Here is a 20518-nt window from a genome sequence, read left to right on the forward strand (position 1 = left end):
AACCAGTGCCACACCTAGATCTAAGCCTCCCTCAGGCCGGGAACTTGCGTTTAAGGGTGTTCTAAATATTTAGCGCAAACGGTTAGAATTAAACAGGCGATTATCTCCCTGATTCTGCGGTCCGGAGAGAAGATTCGGGGGCATATCATGGCTCGATTCGATATGGACTTTTCCCGGCATGGTGAAATCCCTGCGATTACCAAGATGCTGCCGCCTCATCTGGAGGCCTTGAGCCACCTCCTTCCGCTGGTATGCGGGTGGCCGCACCAACATCAGTTACAATTGCCTGGACCGGAACCTCAAAAGGGGCCGGTCCGGCCGCGCGGCCTTGGTGTTAGAAGCCGGGGAAACCGGTGGGATAGCGGTGGTAACCTACGGCCAGCTGTTCGAACTGGTCAGGCGCTGTGCCGCCGCACTAAGGGCCCTGGGGGTGGGCCGGCCGGGATAAATTGAGGAGGGGGGATGCGAAGGGCAAATCAGAGCGGAAGACAAGCACGACGGTTTGGCAGGATGGGTTTCGGAGTTTTCCGGCATTGGGGAGTAAGCGAACAGAAGAAGGGGGCAACAGTCGCATGACCGGCAAGTCTATACTGGTCCTGATTATAGTGCTGGTCTACCTGCTGGCCGTGGTCATCGGCATCGGCGTGGCCGAGGCGCGGCGGCGAAGGGGAGCCAAGGACGAGTTTGCCCTGGCGGCCCGTACCATGGGGTTGTGGGAGGTGGGCCTGACCTGCGGGCTGGCCGTATTAGGGGCGGTGCACGTCACCGGCTTTTTTGAAATGTCCTGGTTCAACGGGGCCGCTACCTTGTGGTTTTCCATCGGCTCGGCGTTTACTCTGGCCATTCTGGCCGCTACCAGCGGGCGGTGGGCCCGAAGCATGGGGGTGGGTACGGCCTACGAGCTGGTGGGTCGGGCTACCGGGAGCCAGGCCCTGGCGGTAGTCAGCGTTTGCGTGGGGGCGCCTTTAATCTGGGGGGTGCTCACCCTGGAAACGCAGGGCTTGGGAATTATCATGTCGGCCTTGACCGGCGTTCCGCTGCAGTACGGGGTAGTCATAGGAGCAATAATCGGCATTCTGTACGTCTTCATCGCCGGAATGAAGCAGGTAGCCCGTCTCAATCTCATAAATATCGGCGTGCTTTACGTGGGCGGCATCGTGGCCGCCGCCTACCTGAGTTTTGCCCTCCCGCAGGGCTGGAGCGGGGTGAGCGAGTTCTACGTGGCTCAGAATGAGGCCTGGGCCTTAAGCATCATGGGACCGCCGGGAACCCTGATATCCTTTGCCCTGGTTAACCTTCTCGTGCTGCCCCTGTTCCACCTATCCAACCAGTTTCTGCTGCAGCCCATGATCTCCGCCGACAGTGCCCGCACGGTACAGAGGTCCATGTGGATTGCCGTGCCGGTCAACGCGGCCTTCGGTATCTTCACCTGCGCCATGGGACTGGCGGCGAAGACTATTCCCCAGTTTGCGGAAATGGGCCCCAAGTTGGCGGCGCCGGGAATGCTGGTAGGGCTGTTGCCCTGGTGGCTTTGCGCCTGGCTGCTGGCCAGCTTCCTGCTGGTGGTGCTCTCCACCTTTGCCATCACCTGCCTGGCTCCGTCCACCGCCTTCGTGAAGGACATCTACGTCAACCTGCTCAAACCTCAGGCCACGGAGAAAGAGGTTGAGCGTGCCATCCGCACGGTCATGCTGATATTGGCGGTGGCGGCGGTAATACCTTCCATGGCCCTCCCGCCCATCGTGGCGGCCATACTGTGGCTCTATGCCTGGTCGGTTCCGGTCTCAGTCTCTCTGGTAATGGGTCTCTTTTGGAAGCGCTCTCCCCTGGCCTCCGGCATTACCTGGGCCGTGGCCTGGGTGGCCAACGCTCTGTGGTCCTTTACCGGGCTGCCGGCGGCACTGGGCGTGCCCAACCTGCCGGGTATATACATTGTGCTGCTCATCAGCCTGGTCCTGGGGATCATACTGACCGCCGTGTGCAAGGGCGAACCGGGTTACTTCTTGGCCCGCCGCCGACCGGCTGCAGCGGTGAGCGCCTAAGCCCACGGCCAGGTTGGCTTGCCGGCCGCGAGGCGAGAGCAGAAAACGCTAAAGAGGGTGATGTGAATGCTGGTGTGGGACTTATTCTGGCGGGTAATGGTTACGGTAATGGTGGCCACGGTGATTATCGAACTCCTGTTGCGTTTTGGCGAACGCCGGCAGAGTAAGGGGGCTTAAGCATGGAAGAAGTAGTGGTTACCCGGTACTGGATGCTCATGATCATGCTGCTCATGGTGGTCTACGCGGTCTTTGCCCTCTGGTGGGGGGTAATCAGGAAACGGCCCCAGTCCACGGACTAGACTAGACCGGGGTCTTGGGCAGTCAGAGTGGGGTGTTGGCGGTTTGGGGGCGCAGGGCAGCCTGACGCCCCTCTTTTCGGGCTCCAGGAGGCCCAACTCAGGTAAAGAAAGGAGGAAGCCGGCATGGCCCCAGTTGGCCGGGGTCGAGTTCCCTGGACCTTTCGCCGGGATCGCAGCGCCCTGTTAGTGATCGATTTACAGAACGATTTTGTAGCTCCGGGCGCCATCATGGAGGTGCCCGAGGCCCGGCGGCAGATTCCCAAAGTCAAGGCGCTGATCGAGGGTTGCCGCCGGCTGGGGGTACCGGTGATTTATACCGTGCACGTACATCATCCTTCGCTAGACCTGTGCCCGCTCCAGAGGCGTATGTTCCCCCGTCTGGCCGAGGAGGGGCTCAGGGAGGGCACTCCGGGGGTGGAGGTCTATCCGGAAATAGCCCCGCAACCGGGGGAGCTGGTGATCCGCAAGCGGAGGTTCAGCGCCTTTTACAATACCGAGCTGGAAACCGTGCTCCGCAATCTGAAAGGCCCCAGCCAGATCGATACGGTGATCATCTGCGGCACCGTTACCAATATCTGTTGCGAGTCTACCGCCCGGGACGCCTTTTTCCGGGATTACAAGGTGGTGTTCGGCAGCGACGTGAACGCCGCCCTGGATGAAGAGCTGCACCGGGCGACACTGCGCAACATGGCCGAGGTCTTCGGCCGGGTGATGGACGGCCAGGCCATCCTGGCAGCGTTGGAGGCAGGAGAAGGATGAGACCACCTTCGGGAGAAGGGGAGACGGCCCCGGCGGTTAAAGGCGGTGAGGGCGGCCGGCCCGAAGAAGCGCTCCGGAACCGCTATCTGCGGGTCCGCTCCCTGGCCGAGGCGTCGGCGCGTAGAGAGGGAGGCGTGCGGGAGGATCTGGGCCGCTACCTGGAACTGGCCGGCCAGTACGGAGCGGCGGCGGGTCGAATACTCCGCCGCGAGGACCTGCGCCTGGACCCAAGGGTGCGCCTGAAGTGTCAGGTGCCGAGGTGCCGTCATTTCGGTGCCTGCGCCAACTGTCCCCCCTTTGTCCCTAACCTGGCCGAGGCGCCCGAGCTAATCGGCCGTTACTCCTGGGGCTTGCTGCTGCGCTGGGACTGGGAGCGGGCGGCGCCTGCCGCGGCCGGGATGGCGTCGCGCCGGGCGGTCTACGAGGCAATCGGCGCCGTGGAGGCCGCGGCTTTCTACGACGGGTACTACCTTGCCGCCGGGTTTGCCTCCGGTTCTTGCCGCCGCTACCTGTGTAAAGGTGAGCCCTGTCGGGCGTTGGTGATTCCGGGAGAAGGCTGCCGTTTCCCCCTTCTTTCCCGGCCGAGCCTGGAGGCGGCGGGATTCGACGCCTACGGTATGGCCAGGGATGCGGGTTGGGATATGTATCCGGCCGGCAGCCATCCACCTGAGGAGGTATGCCGGCTAACGGCCGTGGCCCTGGTGTTAATTGATTAGCGTCCTGCTTTTTGTAGGGACGTACCAATATTGTTTCATGTTAACAACTCGCCGAGCCTGATTTGGTCGTTTGCAACCTTCAAATCATTGTAAAATACGCGTATACTTGAGCTGCCACGGTGGAGAGGATCGAGAAAACGGAGGCTTCACACGGGGCGGTTGCCACCTTTACAGGGGGAGGGTTGGGATTTGGGCGAGTTCTGGAACGAAGAGCTGGAAACCATGCCTTGGGAAGAAGTACAGCGCTATTGGCTGGGCGTGCTATCCCGCCAGCTGCAGTACGTCAAGGAGGCCAGTCCCTTTTACCGGGAAAGGCTGAAGAATTTCCAGCCGGAGCGTCTGCGCTCTCTGGAGCAGATGCGCGAATTGCCCTTCCTTACCAAGGAGGACGTACGCAGCGCCCAGAGTGCTGCGGATCGGGATATGCCCCTGGGCAGCCTGCAAACGGCCCGGACCGAGGACATAGTGCAGGTGCTATCCTCTTCGGGCACTTCGGGCCGGCCGGTCTTTTACGGGCTGACCAGGAAGGACCTGGAGGCCTTCCGCGACGGCCTGGCCATGTTCTTCTACACCGCCGGGGTGAGGAAGGAGGACATCGTGGCCCACACGACCGCCGTACCCCTGTTCGCCGGCGGCGATCCCTACTTCGAGGGCATACGCCACATCGGGGCCACCACGGTGTGGATCGGCGGCGTTTCCACCACGCGGGTACTGGAGATCATGCGCTACACCCACTGCAACGTCTTGCAGGCTACGGCCTCCTTCGACGTCTACCTGGGCGAGCACTGCCTCGAGGCTTTGGGGGTAGAGGCCAGCAGGTTGGGGATAGTCAAGGTCCTGGGCGGAGGCGAGCCGGGGCTGGGGGAGGAACCCATAAGGCGAAAGCTTAAGGAACTGTGGGGCGAACCCACGGTGCGCGAGATCATGGGCCTGGCCGACGTGTTCCCGGGCGTCTGGGCGGAGTGCGAGCAGGAAAGCGGGATGCACTTCGTGGCGCTTCGGGACGTGGCGGTGGAGCTGATCGATCCCCAGAGCGGCGAGCACCTGCCCTGGGAGCCGGGGGTTACGGGCGAGCCGGTGTACACCGCGCTGCGGCGGGAGGCAACGCCGGCGGTGAGGTACCGCTCGGCCGACCTCATCCGGGTTGAGGGCGTGGGGTGCGCCTGCGGGCGGCACTCGCCCAGGATCCGCTGTATCGGCCGCATTGACGATATGCTGATTTACAAGGCTATGAACGTTTTCCCTTCGGCCATCCGGGACGTGATCCTCAACCATTTCGGAGATGCCGTCACCGGCTACATCCAGGTAGTCAAGGATTATCCGGGCCAGGTGCGGTTCGACCATCCCATTCCGGTTGACGTGGAGGTGAAATCCCCGGCCCAGGATCTGGCCGCCCTCAAGCGCTCCATGGAGGACAAGGTCAGAGACCTTCTGAACGTGCGTATCGAGGCTACACTGGTGGCGCCCAATACCCTGCCGCGTACGCAATACAAGACCGCTCTGGTAAGGGTGCGCAGCTAGAAGGCTTCGGGCCGGACCCCGGGGCCGGCGGCCGGCAGCGAAGGGGGCAGTGCAGGTGGAGGGCAGAGTGCAGTGGGAAAAGGCCGGCACTGAAGGATCCCATATGGGCCGTGAGGGCTACGTCGGGGACGGCGAGGGGTTCTGGCCGGAGGAAGACCCTCTTTGGACGGGTTACGAATCGTTCCTGGAGGACCTGGTGGCCGGCTCCGACTGCGGCGGTGCGCTGCTGTTCGTGGCCTCACCGGTGACCGGCGGTTACCTGGCGGTAGTGCTGAGAAGCGCGAACGGCGTGCGAAAGAAACGGGTTTGCCTTTCCCCGGAGGCGCTACCCCTCTTGGCCGTTGCCGCCGGCGACCGCGAGTACAGGCTTACCAACGAGGCCATCGGATCTTTGCTGGCGGTAGCCGGAGAAGACCCCGCCCTTCCGGCGGAGGGAGCCTGCTTTTGCCTGGCCGAGCAGCGCCTCGTCGGCTTTGCCGTCCTGGGAAGGCCCGACTGGCCTGTTGCCGTACCCCCGGGCCTGCTGCAATTGCTTACCCGCGTGAGCCGGCAATTTGCCCGTCTCCTCACGACGGTGGAGACACTGAAAAAGGAACGGAAGCTGCTCAACGACACCCTGTCCTGTCTGCGCGAGGCCAACGAGCGCCTTCTGGAGGGGGGTGGGTTCGAAGCCGCCCTGGAGAGGGTCCTGGAGGCGGCGCGAAGCATGGTGGGGGCGGAAGGGGCAGGTCTTTTGCTGTACGAGGAGGAGACCGGGTACCTAACCCTGCAGAAGCCGGCCTTCGGGTCTTACGACGAGTACCGGATAGGGCGCTATAAGGTTACCACCGAGGAGCCCAGCAACGCGGTACGGGTGTTCAAGACGCGAGAGCCCTACGTTTCCAACAATGCCCCTCAGGACCCCAGGTTCGTCAAGGACCTCCTGGACCTGTTCCCGGCACGCAGCGTGGTGAGTCTTCCGGTGGTGGCGGGTGACCGGTGCATCGGGGTGATGCACGTCACCAACAAGCCGGGAGGTTTCAGCGAGGAAGACGTGTTCGTCCTGAAGTCGGTGGTCTCCCAGCTGGCCATAGCCATTGCCAATGCCCGGCTGGTCTCCCGCATCAAGATGGAAGAGACCCAGTCGCGGGTGCTGTACGAGCTGAGCCGAGACTTCAACCTGCTGGACGCGGACGGGCTGGTGCGCCGGGCGGCGGAAGCCGCCTCGCAGGTGCTGCCGGTACTGGGGGTGGCGATTGCTCTCCGCCCGGAGGCCTCGGACCAGCCCAAAATCGTGGCCGGGGGAGGCTGCGCTACCGGGTGGGTAGGCCGCAACCTCCCCGCGGAGCTGCTGGCCGACGAACTCGAGGTGAAAGACCTCCGGGCCCCACAGACGCCCGTCAACTGGATGGAAGAGGAGGCGGCGGCCCTGGGCGCCACCTCCCAGGTTCGGGTGGCCGTGGGCACCGGAGGAGAAGTGCTGGGGGTGCTCCTGGCCTGGACGGGCGGGAACGCCCAGCTTGCTCCTTCGCAGTTACGCTTTCTTTCGCTTCTGGGCAGTCAGATGGCGATGGCGGTCAGAAACGCCCGGCTGTTTGCTTCCGAGAAGAGGGTAACCCGCAGGCTGGAGCGGATTACCAGCATCAACGAACAGATTGCCCGTCTCATTCTGGAAGGAGCGGGAATCCAGGCCATTACCGAGGCCCTGGCCGAGAACCTCCACCGTCAGGTAGCCTTTTACGACTGTCGGCTGGTTCGCCGGGCCTGGGCGGGCCTCGAAGGCGAGGAATTGGCCGCCGCCGAGCAGGCCCTCAAGCAGGTAGCCACGGAGCACCTGAGGGATGCGCCTCCGGACGATACGACCCCGATTTCCGTCCCCGGACCCCAGGGAAGGGAGCTGGTGTTAGTTCCGATCGAACTGGGGGCGGACGTGGGCGGCTACCTGGTGCTGTTGGTGGAGCGCAAGGAGGAGTACGAGGAACTGAAGGAGATAGTCCTCCGGGTACTGCCGGTGTACGCTCTGGAACTGCTGAAAGAGCAGAGCCGGGTAGCCCAGGGCGTAATTCAGTACGCGGAGCAGGAACTGGTTTCCAAGCTGATCGGCGGCTCGGGACTTGCCGGCGGGGAGGTCTTGGCTCGGGCGGCAGGGTTGGGATACGACGTGGGGCGACCGCACCTGGTGGCGGTGTGTGCCCCGGCGGAAGGCGGGGCGACGGGCGAGAGCGGTTCCGGCCGGGCCGCCCGCCGGCTTTCCCGGACCGAGGTGACGGAGATACGCTCCTTCATCCGGCAGTCCTTCCCGGACAGTCTGCGCGCGCTGGTCGACGGCCGGATAGTGGTACTGATACCCGACCGCCCGGAGCGGACCCGGCGCCAACTGGAGGTGTTGGCCCGGAAGTACCACCTCTGGATAGGGGTGGGAGGCTACGTGGAGAACCTCAAGGACTTTCCCGTTGCCTTTTCTCACGCCTGTTTCAGCCTGGGGTACGCGCGACGCTTCGGCCTGGGCCCGGGCGTGACCTGCTTTCAGGAGTTGGGGCTTTACCAGGCGCTGGCCAGCGAGGATACGGCGCGTTGCCTTTACCATACGGCGGTTGCCACGCTGGGCCCGCTGTTGGAGCGAGACCTCGAGAGAGGCACCGGCTATCTTAAAACCCTGGCGACTTTCTACGCGCAAGGCGGAAGTGTGAAGGCGGCCGCCGAGGCCATGTTTTGTCACCCGAATACCATACGCTATCGTCTGGAAAGGATCCGCGAACTCTTAGGGATTGGCATTGCGGAGCCGGACCGGCGGCTTAACCTGGAGGTGGCGTTGCGGGTCATCCGCTACTACCACCCGCAATTGTTCTGATATGTATCAAGCGTCTAAATGGATGGTTAAAGCTTATCATTTGGCCACATTACCCTGCATCCGGTCGGCTGATATTCTGGTATCAGGCGGAGATTCGCCGTGTGGCTTTGTGGCCAGTTCCATATAGGGGGTCAGATCATTGTTGCGAGGGGCGTTACACGGTCTGCGCGTGCTGGATTTGTCCCGGCTGCTGCCCGGTCCGCTCTGTACCGCCATTCTGGCCGCCTACGGGGCGGACGTGACCAAGGTGGAGGATCCTCACCGGGGTGATTGGGCCAAGACCGTCCCGCCGCTTTTCGGCGGGGCCAACCTGACCTACACCAACGTAAACCGGGGCAAGAGGATCATCGAGCTCGACCTGAAGTCGGAGCCGGACCGAGAACGCTTCTGGGAACTGGTGGACGCTTCGGACGCGCTGGTTCAGTCTTTTCGACCCGGAGTAGTGCGGCGGCTGGGGATCGATTACGCGGCGGTCAGGGAGCGGAACCCACGACTGGTGTACGTTTCGCTCAGCGCCTTCGGAGAGGAAGGCGAGTTGGCCGGCCGTGCGGGCCACGACCTCAATTGCCTGGCTCTGGCGGGGCTGCTGGATTTGAACCGCGACGACCGCGGCAGGCCGGTGATACCCGGCGTGCAGATTTCCGACCTCAGCATAGCCCTGTGGGGAGTCGTAGGCGTGCTGCTGGCCCTGGCCCAACGCCAGAGGACCGGGCGGGGGTGCCACCTGGAGTTGAGCCTCCTGGGAGTCAGCCTTTCCTGGCTGGTCGGCGAACTGCACCGGCTGGGCACCGGGGCCGGGGCTGCGGAAGCGGCTTTCCCGGTGCCGGGCTTTCTGGGCGGCGCCCTGGCCTGCTACAACCTGTATCCGGTCAAGGGAGGACGGTTTGCCGCCCTGTGCGCCCTGGAACCTCACTCCTGGCGGGAGGTATGCCTTCGCCTGGGCCGGGAGGAATGGATCGATTGGCAGTTCCTCCCGGAAAAACAAGGGGAAATGATCCGGGCGCTGGGCGAGACCTTTTCTGCCGCCCCCTGGGAGCACTGGGGGCAGGTCCTGGGAGAGCAGGTGGCCTTCAGCCCGGTATTGAGCGTGGAGGAAGTGGCGGCCCACCCGGCCCCCGCCTCCACCGGGGTGTTGGAGAAGACTGCCCTGGCCCCGGGGCTCGAAGTCTACCAGGTGGCCTGGGGGGCGTGCGTGAGAGCTGCGGAGTAAGGGAGCACTCGGGGGGTTGGGGCTGCTCGGTTGCCTTGCCTCCTTCCCGCCGGCGGTTTTGCCCCCAGAGGCTTTAGGGCTTTAGCGGGAGGTCTAGACTTGGCGGCGAGACCCTGAAGGCTCAGAGGCTTGAACACGGAGGGATGACAAATGTGGCAGGCAATGGCTCCGGTCGCGGGACTCATTGCGAAGATCAGCGTCAAGGAGGGCCAGGTAGTAGAACGAGGCCAGATCGTGGCCTTCGTGCAGTGCATGAAGACGGAGATACCGGTAGTGGCCGAAGATGGCGGAGTGGTCCGCTCCATCCGGGTGGAGGAAGGCGACGAAGTGGAACTGGGCGACGTTATCCTGGACGTGTGCTAGGCGGGCCCGCACGCGGGGGCGCCCGGGACGGGCAGGGGGGTGAAGGGTGATGATCGGCAAGGTACTGGTGGCCAACCGGGGGGAGATAGCCCGTCGGGTAATCCGGGCCTGTCACGAACTGGGTCTCAAGGCCGTAGCCGTCTATTCCGACGCCGACCGCGAGGCCTTGCACGTAAGGGAGGCGGATGAGGCCTATCACCTGGGCCGTTCCCGGCCGTTGGACAGCTACCTCAACATACCCCGGATCATCGAAGTCCTGAAGCAGTCGGGGGCGGACGCCGTGCACCCGGGCTACGGGTTTCTGGCGGAGAACGCCCGGTTCGCCCGGGCGGTGGAAGAAGCGGGCACCTGCTGGATAGGCCCGCCGGCGGACGTCATGGAAGTGCTGGAATCCAAGTGCCGGTCCCGCCGTCTGGCCCGGGAGGCCGGGGTCCCGGTGGTGCCCGGATCCCTGGAAGGCCTCCACGATTTCGGGGAGGTAGAGGAGTGGTTCGATCGATTGGGCCCGCCGGTGGCGCTCAAAATCGACCGGGGTGGCGGCGGAAAAGGCATCTACCGGGTGGACGACCGGGCCCGGCTGAGGGAAGCCTTTGAGGCCGCGTGCCGCGAGAGCGAGGCCTATTTTGGCGGCTCGGGGGTGTATATCGAAAAGCTGCTGGAGAACCCCCGGCACATCGAGGTGCAGGTCCTGGCCGCACCCGGCGGGCAGGTGGTGCACCTGGGGGAACGGGAGTGTTCGGTGCAGCGGCGCTTTCAGAAGCTGGTGGAGGAATCCCCGGCGCCCGACCTCGACGAGGAAAGCCGCCGGAAGGTGGCGGCCATGGCGGTGCGTCTCGCGGCGCACCTGGGGTACGTCAATGCCGGCACCGTCGAATTCCTGCACGATACGGACGGGCACTTCTACTTCCTGGAAGTTAACAAGCGCATTCAGGTGGAGCACCCGGTGACGGAGATGGTAACCGGCAGGGACCTGGTGCAGGCCCAGCTGCTGGTGGCGGGCACGGGTCGTCTTCCCTTCCGCCAGGAGGAAATCGAACGCCGGGGGCATGCCGTGGAGGCCCGGATCTACGCCGAAGACCCGGTCAGCTTCCTGCCGTCGCCCGGCACGATAACCTCTCTGAGCCTCCCTGCCGGTGAGGGCATCCGGGTGGATCATGCTCTGGAAGAAGGACTGAGGATCCCTCCTTACTACGATCCGCTGATTGCCAAGGTGATTGCGTGGGGTGAGCACCGGAACGCGGCCTTGGAAAGGCTGGCCAGGGCCCTGGAAGAAACGAGCATTGCCGGTATCGCCACCAGCCTGGAGTTTCACCGGCGTCTTTTGGCCCATCCCGCCTTTCGCCTGGGCCGATATCATACCGGGCTGGTGGCCGACATGCTTCCCACCGGGGAAGGTGAAAAGGGTTGGATGTCGTTCGCGTGACTGCCGAACCGGAGCCGGTAACCCTTGACCTCGCGCGAACCGCACTGGTAGGCGTGGATCTGCAGAAAGCCTTCCTGCACCCGGAAGGGTACTTCTGCCGTCTGGGAAGGATTCGGGCGGAAGAGGTCAGACCGCTGGTGGACAGGTGCCGCCGGGTGATAGCCGCGCTGCGCCCCCGGGTAAGACAGGTGGTATTCTTGCGGATGGCCCTTTCCGCCCCGGTTCTGGCGCTCCGGGCCTTTGCCCCGCCGGTCTGGCTCAAGTCCGGCACCCTGCGGGCACTGCAGGAGCACCCGGAATGGCGGGACCTCCTGCCTTTGGAAGGCTGCTGGGGCGCGGAGATCATAGAAGAGTTGCGGCCCGAAGCCCAGGATGTGGTGATTCCCAAGTGCGGCTACGACGGTTTCCACGGAACCGACCTTGACCTGGTGCTGAGGGCGGCCGACGTCAGGTGGCTGGTGCTGGTGGGAATAGCCGGTAACGTCTGCGTGGAGTCCACCTTGAGGCGTGCCTTCCACCTGGGTTACTTTCCCCTTCTGGTGGGCGACGCGGTGGGCTTCCTGGGTCCGGGCGGGGTAGAAGAGGCTACCGTGTTCAACGTGAAGACCTTTTTCGGCTGGGTGACCACCGTCGATGCCGTCACCGAGGCCGTCCGAGGCGCCGGATAAGAGCGGCGGGAACGCGGCTGGTAGGCAAGGAAAGGAGTGGAAACCCTATGATCCAGTCAGGTGCCAGCCGGTACGTCTACTGGTTGCCGACGCTGCGCAAGGAAGACGCCCCTCTGGTTGGGCGAAAGTCGGCCAATCTGGGAGAGGCCTTGCGGCTGGGCCTGCGGGTTCCGCCCGGCTTTGCGGTGTCGGTGCGGGCCTACGAGGACTTCCTGGACTGTACTCAGGCGGGTAGCCGCATCCGGGAGGTGGTAGAGCAGGCGGGAGTCGACCTGGAGAGCATCGAGAAGCTGGAGCGTCTCAGTGCGCGCCTGCGGGAGATCGTAGAATCTCAGCCCCTTCCCGCCGAGATAGAAGACGCACTGGCGGACGCGTATCGTGAACTCTGCGGGTTCTGCGGTCGCGAGAACGTCCCCGTTTCCACGCGTTCGGCCGGTCCGGTGAGCCGGCCGGGCCAGTACGAGACCTACCTGAACGTGGTCGGCGCGGAAGAGGTGGCGGAAATGGTTCGCCGGGTATGGGCCAGCACCTTTAACTCCCGTTCCCTGGCCTTCAGGCTCCGCCACGGCCTTCCGCTGGAGCGGGACCCCATCGGGGTGACGGTCCTGAAGATGGTCAACGCTAAAGCTGCGGGCGTGCTCTTCACCGCCGACCCCAACACCGGGGATCGCGAAACCATGGTGATAGAGGCCAACTGGGGTCTGGGAGAGAGTGTGGTCAGCGGCGAGGTGACTCCGGACGCATTCTTCCTGGATAAAAGCACCGGTCAGGTGCGACAGAAGAAGCTGGGTCGCAAGGTGCGGTTAGTAACTTCTGCGGAAAGAGGGGTGGCCGATCAGGAAACTGGCTGGGAAAGACAGAGTGTGTTCTGCCTGAGCGATGCGGAAGCGGAAGAAATCGGCCGTTTGGGCAGGGCGTTGGAGGAGCACTTCGGGTGTCCTCAGGACGTGGAATGGGCCGTGGACGCCGAGGCCGGTTTTCCGGAAAACGTGGTGCTTTTGCAGGCCCGTCCCGCGGTCATTGCCGAGCGCAAACCGGCGGCAGAACAGGTGGCGGAAATGCTGGTCAAGTGGTTTTACGGCTGATCGGGAAAGGAGTAGGGGGGCATGCTTTCGCCGGCCTACGACTTGACGTTTTACGAGTACGACCCCGAGAAAGACCCGGAAAGCTACGGGGTGCTGCTGTGCGATTTTAACCACGGCAAGCCGCCCATGAAACCCCTGTACATGGGGCTGGGCTGGTACTGGTACTATCACGGAACCCGCTATGGGGCGGAAACCCTGTGCCTGCCCACCACCCACGGGTGGGATTCTCGCTTCATAAACGGTTACCCGTACATCACCGCCATAAGGACTACGGAGGAGGAACGTAAACTCCGCGAACCGGTATTCAAGGAAAAGATCAGGCCGTTCATCGAGGACTTCAACGGGGTCTGGGACGCCTACAAGACCGAACTCCTCCGCGTGTACACGGAGGCCAAACGCTCCCGAGGGTTGGTGGAATGGCAGGATATCCGTAAGCTTTCTAACCATGAACTTTTAGACTTCTTTCTCGATTTTGCCTACATTCTCAACCGCAAAGAGGGGGAAATACATTTCGTCATGCTGGTGGCCGCCTGCTACCTGAACGGCCTTTTCCAGCAGCAGTGGCGGGAGTTGCTGGGGGTAGAGCCCACCATCGATCCCCGCTTCGCCCGGTGTACCGCGGGGGGTGAGCTGGAGCATCAGGCGGCTATGGTGGCCCGGGAGCTGTGGCGGCTGGCGCGCCGGGCGGTGGAGATGGGATTGGAGGGGGCGTTCGCGGCCGATCCCAGGGAAACCCTGCGAGAACTCTCGGCATCCGAGAAGGGGCGGCAGTGGCTGGACGAGTACCGGGAGTTCCTGCTGAGGGACGGCTGGCGCTGCCAGCGCATGCACGCCTATGATACGCCGGCCTGGATCGAGGACCCGTCTTTGGCCCTGGGGGAGATCAGGCTCCTGCTGCCGCAGGAGACCTTTGCGCCGGATGCGGAGAGGGCGCGCGTGATCCGGGAAAGAGAGGCGACCGAAGCAGAAGTCCTGGCCGCCGTACCCGGCCCGCGGCGGGAAGCCTTCCGGTTGCTCATGCGGGCGGCGCGCATGGCGGGCTACTGGAGCGAAGACCACTCCTACTACTGCGATCTTTACATCGGCGCCCTGGGCAGGTGGATAGTCACCGAATTCGGACGGCGCTTCGCCGAGGCAGGCTGCATAGACGATCCCGAGGACGTGCACTTCCTCCACCCCAACGAGATCCGCAAGGCGGCCATACCCATGGGGCGGATAAACCTGCGTCCCTACGTGGAACGGCGCAAGAAGGAGTGGGAGAGGAACCTGACGGTGGAGCCCGCGCCTTTTATGGGAGACATATCGCAGGCAGAAGCGATCATCCGTTCCGACCCCTCGCTGCTGGTCTCCGCCCAGCACCCCATAGTCCGGGAAGAGCTCAGGGCCGACCTCTACGGTGCCGCCGCAGCCCCGGGCTACGTGGAGGGCGTGGCCCGGGTGATCATGACCGCCGACGGACTGGCGGAGCTCAAGCCCGGTGAGATTCTGGTGGCTCCCGGCACCTCCCCGGCATGGATGGTGGCCTTCAACCTCATCCGGGGGGTGGTTACGGACGGCGGTGGGGCCTTTTCCCACGCGGTGATAATGGCCAGGGAGTACGGGTTGCCGTGCGTGGCCGGCTGCGTGGAGGCCACCACCAAGATCAAGACCGGGCAGAGGATTCGGGTGGACGGAGACCGGGGAGTGGTATACGTCCTCGACGGCTAGGGAGAACGCTTTGAGGAGGACCCAAGGTGGGAGAGATCGGCTTCGTAGACACCACCATCCGGGACGGCGACCAGAGCCTGTGGGGCGCTACCGGGCTAAACACGGAGATGATCCTGGCGGTGGCCCCGATTATGGATACGGTGGGGTTCAAGGCCATAGACCTCACCGCCAGCATCCACATGGGGGTGGCGGTTCGCTACCACCGGGAGAACCCCTGGGAGCGGATGCGGCTGGTGGCCGCGAGGGTCAAACGCACGCCCCTGAGCTTCGGAACCACCGGCCGCCGGTTTATCGGCTTCAAGCGGGTGCCCTATTCCATTGTGGAGCTGGTGCTGGAACGGGTGGCGGCCAACGGCATCCGACGGGTTTGGATCCTGGACGCCGCCCACGAGGCAGAACACATCCTGCAGGTGGCGCGTCTGGCCCGGACGGCCGGGATAGAAGAGATCGTGCCGGTCTTCTGTTACACCATAAGCCCGGTGCATACCGACGAGTACTACGCCGGCCGGGCCCGGCAGGTGGCCGAGAGCCCGGATGTAGATGCCCTGTGCCTGGAGGACCAGGGGGGGCTGCTCATACCCGAGCGCGTCCGCAGCTTGATCCCGGCCTTGAGGGCAGCTCTGGGAGCCAAACCTTTGGAACTCCACTTTCACTGCAACACGGGCATGGCCACGGCGTGCTACCTCGAGGGAATCCGCTGCGGGGCCCAAGTGGTCCATACCGCGGTTCCGCCCCTGGCCCACGGGACCTCCCTGCCATCCGCCGAGAATCTCCTGGACAACTTGCCCTATTTGGGACAGGGCGCCAGGCGGCGAGAGGAGATAGTAAGGGCCCTCCCGCCGTGGCTTGCGGGGAAGGAGGAGTACCGGGCGGAGCTGGACCGGGAAGGGCTGAAGGCCATGTCGGAGCATTTCTGGGAGATCGCCCGCCGGGAAAACCGGCCGGTAGGTCAGCCGGCGGAGCACGACGCCTACTACTACGTCCACCAGGTGCCCGGGGGAATGATGAGTACCCTGAAGCGCCAACTGGCGGAGATGAAGATGCTGGATCGGCTGCCGGCGGTGCTGGAGGAAGTGGTGAGGGTGCGGGAAGAGCTGGGTTATCCGGTCATGGCCACCCCCTATTCGCAGTTCGTCGGGACCCAGGCCACCATGAACGTGATCTACGGCGAACGCTACAAGGTTATCCCCACCGACCTGGTGCAGTACGCCGCCGGGTGGTTCGGGCCTTCCCCCGCGCCCATAGATCCCAACGTCCTGGACCGCATAGCCGGGCAGCCTCTGGCAAAAGAAATCCTGGGGCGCCCCTTCCCCCAGCCCTCGGTAGCGGAACTGCGCGCCGAACAGGGGGCGGGGCCGGAGGTTTCGGATGAGGAGTTCCTGCTCCGGTACAGCCTGACCGCCAAGGAGGTTAACCGTATGCTGGCCGCGGGCTCCCCCAAGGGGTGAGCCGGGTCCGCAAGGGAGGGGGAAGCAGTGAAAAGCGTGGTGCTCATCGGCACTCTGGATACCAAGGGAGAGCAGCTTGATTACCTGCGAGAAAGGATTCGGTCCCGGGGTCACCGGGTCATCCTGATAGACGTGAGCATGAAGGAAGCCTCACGGTACCCCGCCGAGGTGTCGGCAGAGGAAGTCGCCCGGCTGGCAGGAGAAGACATCCGGGCGCTGAGGGAGTCGCCCGACCGGTTCCGGGTAACCGAGGGTATGACTCTGGGGGCCATGCGTAAGGCCCGAGAACTCGCGGAGCGGGGGGAGCTGGACGGCATCGTGGCCTTCGGGGGTACCACCCTTGCTCTTCTGGGCGCCCGGGTAATGCACAGCCTGCCCTTCGGGATACCGAAGATTATCGCCGTTCCTGCGGCCATGCCCACTTACATCAAGGAATGGTTCGGAGCGGCAGATATTGTGGTTATGCAGATGGTTTTCGAGGCCGCGGGAACCAACGCCATGCTGCTCTACGTACTGGATCAGGTAGCAGGGATGGTTTCCGGAATGGTGGAGGAGAGCCGCGAGCGGGCTTCCTTGCGTCTGCCCTTTCCTTCCGTGGCCATTACCGAGATGGGATTTTGCACCCGCTGCGCGCGGGAGGTGGAGAGGCTCCTCAAGGATAGGGGATACGAGGTGTGCTCGTTTCACGCCCAGGGTATCAGCGACCGGGCCATGGATCAGTTGATCGGCCAGGGTTATTTTGACGCCCTCATCGACATTGTGCCTGCCGGGCTCATAGAGGAGGCGCTGAAAGGCAACCGGGCGGCGGGCCCGGACCGCCTGCGGGCTCCGCTGGAAAGGGGGATACCCGTGGTGCTGGCGCCCTGCTGCCTGAACCTTACCGGGTGCGGCCCTACCCGACCGGACAGGGAGCGCTTTGCCTCCCGTCCCCGGATAATGGAGATCGACGCCCTGCGGGCCATGACCCGGCTGAACCGGGAAGAGTTGGAAATGTGCGCCCGGCTGTATGCGGATCGGCTCAACCTCGCCCGCGGTCCGGTACGGTTCCTCATTCCCACCCGGGGATGGTCCTCGCTGGACCGCGAGGGGGCGGTGCTCTACGATCCGGAGGAGGACCGGTTCTTTGTGGAGGTGCTGAGGCAGCACCTCAAGCCGGGAATCGAAGTGCTGGAGGTGGACTGTAACCTCGAGGACCCGGCCTTTGCTCGGGCCCTGGTGGACAGCGCGGTGACGCTGATGAGCATGGGTTCGGCTGCGGCGGTGGTCTAGGCCGGGGGAGGAGGGGGGCCGTGGGGGAGGTTAAGTTCGTAGATACTACGGTCCGGGACGGTCAGCAGAGCCTGTGGGAGGCCACGGGAATGACCACCAACATGATCCTGTCCGTGGCTCCCATCCTGGACCGCGCCGGCTTTAAGGCCGTTGATTTCATGGCGGGCATTCACATGGGCGTTTCCGTGCGCTACCACAAGGAGAACCCCTGGGAGAAGATCCGGGCGGTACGCAAGCGCATGCTCAACACCCCCTTGAGCTTTGGAACCACCGGCCGGCGCTTCATAGGCTTCAAGCGGGTTCCGGACTGCGTGATCGAGCTGGTGTTAAGGCGCGTGGCGGCCAACGGCATCAGGCGGGTATGGATGGTAGACGCCGCCCACGAACCGGAGCTTTTCTTCAAGGTGGCGCGGATGGCCAAGGCGGCGGGAATAGAGGAGTTCGTGGCCGCCCTGTGCTTCAGCATCAGTCCGGTTCACACCGACCGCTACTACGCCGGGGTGGCGGAAAGGCTGGCCCTTTCCCGGGACATCGATACCCTGTACCTCAAGGATCCGGGGGGACTGTTGACTCCGGAACGGGTCCGAAGCCTGGTTCCGGCCGTCAGGCGGGTTATCGGCGCCAGGGCGCTGGAGATACACTCGCACTGCAGTACCGGCCTGGCCCCCATCTGCTATTACGAAGCCATAAGGCTGGGCGTGGACACGGTGCACACCGCCATACCGCCCCTGGCCGACGGCTCCTCCCTCCCCTCGGTTTTCAGCGTGCTGGATAACCTGCCGCACCTGGGCCGGCTGGCCCGGGCCGACCGGCGTCTGCGCCGGGCCGTACCCCCCTGGCTGCGGGGCGAGGAGGATTACCGGTCGGGGCTGGACCGGGAAGCGCTGGAGGCCATCTCCGGGCAGCTGGCGGCCGCGGCCCGGGAGAAGGGCCTGCCGAGCGGCTGCCCCGTGCCGCACGACACCTACTACTACGTCCACCAGGTCCCCGGGGGCATGATCACCACCTTGAGGCGCCAGCTCCGGGAGATCGGCCTGGAAGAGCAGCTGGATCAGGTCATAGAGGAAGTCATCAGGGTGCGGGAAGAGCTGGGTTATCCCATCATGGTTACTCCCTTGTCGCAGTTCGTGGGTACCCAGGCTACCATGAACGTGATCTACCGCGAGCGCTACAAGGTGATCCCCACGGAGATAATCCAGTACGCCGCGGGCTGGTTTGGACCCCCTCCCGCCCCCATCGATCCCAACGTGCTGGACCGGATACACGGCCAGGCGATGGCCAGGGCGATCATGGGGCAGGAATTCCCGCAGCCCTCGCTGGCCGAGCTCCGCCAGGAGCTGGGGTGCGGGCCGGAGGTTTCGGACGAGGAATTCCTCTTGCGGTATACCATGACCCGGAAGGAGGTGGAGCGGGCCCTGGGGCCGGGCGGAGCCGGGGCCGCGGCCGGTTAGGATCTGCTTCACAAGAGTGCCGGGCAGAAATAGGGTGTCGGGGTAGAGCGACAAGGCGTGGGCGCGGATCCGGCGCCCAAGGGGAGGTGGGGTGAAAGCATGGAGGTTACCGAGGCCATTCGGAAGCGGGTAAGCATCAGGCGGTGGAAATCGCTGCCGGTGGAAAGGTTTCGAGTGTAACGGGCGCGGGGGTTGGTCGCCAATACCAGCGGGGAGGCGGAAAAATGGATCAGAGCAGCCAGTGGTATAAGCTTCAGTATCCGGATTGCTTTGTTAGCGAAGAGCAGCGCATGATTCAGAAGACCGTGGCCGACTTCGTGGACCGGGAGATCCTGCCCGTGCGGGACCGGATTACCGATGAAGAAGAGTCCCACCGGGAGGTAGTGGAGCCCGTTCTGAAGAAGCTGCAGGTAGACCTTGGCTTCCAGTACACCATGATTCCGCGGGATTACGGCGGAAACGAAGGCCTGTCTATCGTCACCGGGGCGCTGAAGCAGGAGCAACTCTCCCGGGGCGATTACGGCATCAGCCTGGCCTCGGCCTGCGTGGACTGGGGCCTGGCGCCGGCCACCATGGCCTACTTCTCGCCCTCGCCCAAGCTGAAGGCCTGGGGCAAGGCGGTGCTGGACGAGTTCGCGCCCAAGTTCATGGAAAAAGAGCTGCGCATTGCCTGCTTCAACATGAGCGAGCCGGACTCCGCCTGCGACATCGAGAACCACCTCAATGAAGGGAGGCTGCTCAAGACCCGGGCCGTGCTCCAGGGCGACGAGTGGGTAATCAATGGCACCAAGCACTGGGCCAGCAACAGCGGCATTGCCGACCTGCACTGCGTGGTGTGCAACCTGGACCCGCGCCTGGGAGTTGAGGCCTTCACCCTGGTCTACGTGCCCGAGCCCTGGCCGGGAGTATCCCACGGCCGCTTCGAGTACAAGTGCGGCATTAACGCCGACCGCAATACCTCCACCTTCTTCGACAACGTGCGGGTTCCCAAGGAGTGGGGAGTCCAGGGGCCGGAGGCCTGGGAAATCTTTCTCACCAATGTGGTCTCCGCCTTTGCCATGAACATCGCCAACTGCGTGGGCATGCTCCAGGGGGCCTTTGACGTGCTGCTCAAGTACACCGGCGAGCGGGTGGTGGGGGGCCGGCCGGTGCGCGAGCACCTTTCCACCGCCATGTTCCTGGGGGAGATGATCGCCGCCATTTCCATGGGCAGGGCCGCCTTCCTGGAGATCTGTCACCAGTTCGACCACCCGGAGGTATACGGCTCCTGGATAACCGACAGCATGGTGGCCAAGTCCCGGGCCTGCCTGTCCTACATCGCCCGCACGGCCAACGACCTCATCTCCCGGGGAATGGAGTTCATGGGTGCCTACGGCTACGTGCGGGAGGGCCACTACGAGAAGTACTACCGGGACATTGCCGGCGCCAAGCTGGTGCTGGGCGGGGTGCAGTTGGGCTTCTTCTCCGGCTGCCGGCAGTACTACGACCTCGACTTCTCCTCCTTCGGCCCGGGCAAGCTGCCCTTGCCCGGACAGAGGGGCTAAAGCTTCGCCCGAGAGGAGGTCGGCCCGGCCCTGCCCCCGGAGGATGCGGGTCCCGGGCCGGGTTTCCGGGCCGGCATCCCCAGTTTGCCGTCCCGGCAGTCCTGGTTCCCCCTTGTACCGGTCGCTTTGCCGACCGAACTAGGGTTCGAGCTTCGCGCTCCGGCGGGCACACCGCTTAGGCGC

15 protein-coding genes are annotated in these 20518 nt (G+C 64.1%); all 15 read left to right on the forward strand.

Going from position 1 to position 20518, the window contains the following annotated elements; genetic code table 11:
• Positions 1 to 572: 572 nt before the first annotated feature.
• The 15 genes from NUV99_11255 (at position 573) to NUV99_11325 (ending at position 20335) form a co-directional block, all read left to right on the forward strand.
• Positions 573 to 2042, forward strand: coding sequence for a sodium:solute symporter family protein (locus NUV99_11255; GenBank protein ID MCR4420668.1), 1470 nt, complete (start codon positions 573 to 575; stop codon positions 2040 to 2042).
• Between the two features lie 422 nt (positions 2043 to 2464).
• Complete coding sequence (locus tag NUV99_11260) at positions 2465 to 3100, forward strand: cysteine hydrolase (protein MCR4420669.1); 636 nt, start codon at positions 2465 to 2467, stop codon at positions 3098 to 3100.
• Positions 3097 to 3816, forward strand: coding sequence for a DUF2284 domain-containing protein (locus NUV99_11265; protein MCR4420670.1), 720 nt, complete (start codon positions 3097 to 3099; stop codon positions 3814 to 3816). Before NUV99_11260 ends, NUV99_11265 begins: the two co-directional genes overlap by 4 nt.
• A 189-nt stretch (positions 3817 to 4005) precedes the next feature.
• Complete coding sequence (locus tag NUV99_11270) at positions 4006 to 5337, forward strand: hypothetical protein (protein ID MCR4420671.1); 1332 nt, start codon at positions 4006 to 4008, stop codon at positions 5335 to 5337.
• Between the two features lie 55 nt (positions 5338 to 5392).
• A complete protein-coding gene (locus NUV99_11275) occupies positions 5393 to 8167 on the forward strand; it encodes a GAF domain-containing protein (protein ID MCR4420672.1) in 2775 nt (924 codons plus the stop codon).
• Between the two features lie 142 nt (positions 8168 to 8309).
• The gene (locus NUV99_11280; GenBank protein MCR4420673.1) at positions 8310 to 9377 is read left to right on the forward strand and encodes a CoA transferase; all 1068 of its coding nucleotides are present in this window, start codon (positions 8310 to 8312) and stop codon (positions 9375 to 9377) included.
• Between the two features lie 150 nt (positions 9378 to 9527).
• Positions 9528 to 9740, forward strand: a complete 213-nt coding sequence (locus NUV99_11285) for an acetyl-CoA carboxylase biotin carboxyl carrier protein subunit (GenBank protein ID MCR4420674.1) — start codon at positions 9528 to 9530, stop codon at positions 9738 to 9740.
• 49 nt (positions 9741 to 9789) lie between these two features.
• Positions 9790 to 11163: an ATP-grasp domain-containing protein gene (locus tag NUV99_11290; protein ID MCR4420675.1), complete on the forward strand. Its 1374-nt coding sequence runs from the start codon at positions 9790 to 9792 to the stop codon at positions 11161 to 11163.
• Complete coding sequence (locus tag NUV99_11295; GenBank protein ID MCR4420676.1) at positions 11145 to 11831, forward strand: cysteine hydrolase family protein; 687 nt, start codon at positions 11145 to 11147, stop codon at positions 11829 to 11831. Before NUV99_11290 ends, NUV99_11295 begins: the two co-directional genes overlap by 19 nt.
• A 47-nt stretch (positions 11832 to 11878) precedes the next feature.
• Positions 11879 to 12916, forward strand: a complete 1038-nt coding sequence (locus NUV99_11300; GenBank protein MCR4420677.1) for a PEP/pyruvate-binding domain-containing protein — start codon at positions 11879 to 11881, stop codon at positions 12914 to 12916.
• 21 nt (positions 12917 to 12937) lie between these two features.
• Positions 12938 to 14623 carry a PEP-utilizing enzyme gene (locus tag NUV99_11305; protein MCR4420678.1) on the forward strand — a complete coding sequence of 562 codons (1686 nt, stop codon included), beginning with the start codon at positions 12938 to 12940 and terminating at the stop codon, positions 14621 to 14623.
• A 26-nt stretch (positions 14624 to 14649) separates the two neighbouring features.
• Positions 14650 to 16071, forward strand: coding sequence for a biotin carboxyl carrier protein (locus NUV99_11310; GenBank protein MCR4420679.1), 1422 nt, complete (start codon positions 14650 to 14652; stop codon positions 16069 to 16071).
• A 27-nt stretch (positions 16072 to 16098) separates the two neighbouring features.
• The gene (locus NUV99_11315) at positions 16099 to 17340 is read left to right on the forward strand and encodes a Tm-1-like ATP-binding domain-containing protein (protein ID MCR4420680.1); all 1242 of its coding nucleotides are present in this window, start codon (positions 16099 to 16101) and stop codon (positions 17338 to 17340) included.
• A 20-nt stretch (positions 17341 to 17360) separates the two neighbouring features.
• Positions 17361 to 18791: a biotin carboxyl carrier protein gene (locus NUV99_11320; GenBank protein ID MCR4420681.1), complete on the forward strand. Its 1431-nt coding sequence runs from the start codon at positions 17361 to 17363 to the stop codon at positions 18789 to 18791.
• A gap of 224 nt (positions 18792 to 19015) precedes the next feature.
• On the forward strand, positions 19016 to 20335 hold the full coding sequence (locus tag NUV99_11325; protein MCR4420682.1) for an acyl-CoA/acyl-ACP dehydrogenase: 1320 nt from the start codon (positions 19016 to 19018) through the stop codon (positions 20333 to 20335).
• The last annotated feature ends 183 nt before the right edge of the window (positions 20336 to 20518 follow it).

Source organism: Clostridia bacterium, assembly GCA_024653205.1.
Taxonomy (GTDB): domain Bacteria; phylum Bacillota; class DSM-521; order Neomoorellales; family SLTJ01; genus JANLFO01.

Excerpts from the sequence above, each read along its gene's own strand:
- NUV99_11255 (MCR4420668.1), top strand. The coding sequence starts at position 573 with ATGACCGGCAAGTCTATACTGGTCCTGATTATAGTGCTGGTCTACCTG.
- NUV99_11260 (MCR4420669.1), top strand. The coding sequence starts at position 2,465 with ATGGCCCCAGTTGGCCGGGGTCGAGTTCCCTGGACCTTTCGCCGGGAT.
- NUV99_11265 (MCR4420670.1), top strand. The coding sequence starts at position 3,097 with ATGAGACCACCTTCGGGAGAAGGGGAGACGGCCCCGGCGGTTAAAGGC.
- NUV99_11285 (MCR4420674.1), top strand. The coding sequence starts at position 9,528 with ATGTGGCAGGCAATGGCTCCGGTCGCGGGACTCATTGCGAAGATCAGC.
- NUV99_11290 (MCR4420675.1), top strand. The coding sequence starts at position 9,790 with ATGATCGGCAAGGTACTGGTGGCCAACCGGGGGGAGATAGCCCGTCGG.
- NUV99_11300 (MCR4420677.1), top strand. The coding sequence starts at position 11,879 with ATGATCCAGTCAGGTGCCAGCCGGTACGTCTACTGGTTGCCGACGCTG.
- NUV99_11305 (MCR4420678.1), top strand. The coding sequence starts at position 12,938 with ATGCTTTCGCCGGCCTACGACTTGACGTTTTACGAGTACGACCCCGAG.
- NUV99_11325 (MCR4420682.1), top strand. The coding sequence starts at position 19,016 with ATGGATCAGAGCAGCCAGTGGTATAAGCTTCAGTATCCGGATTGCTTT.